The organism is Pseudoalteromonas neustonica (assembly GCF_001653135.1).
GTDB lineage: Bacteria > Pseudomonadota > Gammaproteobacteria > Enterobacterales > Alteromonadaceae > Pseudoalteromonas > Pseudoalteromonas neustonica.
Genome location: NZ_BDDS01000060.1, coordinates 1 through 1,362 on the forward strand (window position 1 = coordinate 1; position 1,362 = coordinate 1,362).

General features: G+C 43.9%; 1 protein-coding gene. It reads right to left on the reverse strand.

Annotated elements, in window-relative coordinates; translation table 11 throughout:
• A partial coding sequence (tnpC, locus tag A7967_RS22075) for an IS66 family transposase (RefSeq protein ID WP_064436121.1) occupies positions 1 to 1,335 on the reverse strand: 1,335 nt, incomplete at its 3' end.
• Positions 1,336 to 1,362 lie beyond the last annotated feature (27 nt).

Sequence of the window (1,362 nt, forward strand, 5' to 3'; positions counted from 1 at the left end):
CCAGTTTTTCCGCCCTATTACGAACGGTTTTATGGCTCGCTCTGCTCGGTTATTATCAATACTGAGCCTGCCATCATCGAGGTAACGCCTGAATTTCTCAAACTGGTTTATCGCATAGGTAATTGCTTTCCCTAGCGCCATTTTGGGAGGGATTTTATCTTTGTGTTTGAGTAACCATTGATACAATTCATCAACGATTGGTTTGGCTTTTTGCTGCCTAACGGTGAATTTTTCACTGACCGATTTACCTTTGATGGCTTGCTCAATACCATAGAGTTTGCGAATAAGGTTAAGTGCTACATCCGCTTTAACGGTTTTTTTATTATTACCTTTGGCCTCGATGAACTTACGGCGTATATGGGCTAGACATGCAACCAGTGTTGCCTTCGTTTGCTCGTATGCTTTGTAGCCGTCAACGTGCATGTAGCCTTGATAACCGTCAAGAAAATCAACTACACAGTGGGCCGCGCGACTATTATGATAATCAAACAGGACAATATTAGTGCCTTTACCCGGCTTATCATCGCCACAACAGTACAGCCACATATAGCTGGTTGCTTTCTCTGCGTTAATAACGTTTAACGAGGTTTCATCGCCATGAATAACCGCTTGAGATAACAAGATTTCTTTTAAGCGCTGATAGAGCGGTGACAACAATTCAGCACAGCGTAACATCCAGCTCGACATGGTTTGCCTGCTCAACTCAATACCGATATCAGAAAATAACGTTTCTTGGCGATAAAGCGGCAAGCCAAACTGGTATTTACACATGATTATTTGGCTCAGCAAACTGGGGGTGGCGATGCTTTTTGGAATGGCTGTTGCGGGCATTAGGGCGGTTTTTACTACACTTTCAATCCCTTCACGCTCACAGTGACGGCACGTATATTTAGGGCGAATAGTTTTGATAACCTTGATATGCGCTGGCACAAATTCGAGTGTTTCACTGCTGCTTTCACCCATTTTGTGAAGTGGGCTTTGACAGCAATCACACACTTTTTCATCCTCATCAAGGTCAACAACCACCTCGACTCGTGGTAACTGTGCTGGCAGTGGCCGGCGTTTCGGTTTGGCTTTTTCTTTCTTTACTAAGGGCGATGTGGCCAATAGCGCTTTATCATGTTCATCAAGAATGTCTTCTACTTCATTGAAGAGCTCTCCAGCACCCGGCATCTTTTCAGATTTCTTCGCGTACTCTTTGGCAAGCTTCGCGTTATAAGCTTGCAGTAATTCGTGAATTTGCGCATCTTTTTCAGCAACGACTTGTTGCAACTCAAGCACCATGCGCTTGAGTTGTTCTAGGTCGTCAGGAAGTAAGTGTGCATCAATTTTCATGTTCGCAATTTAACAGAATTTGACGTT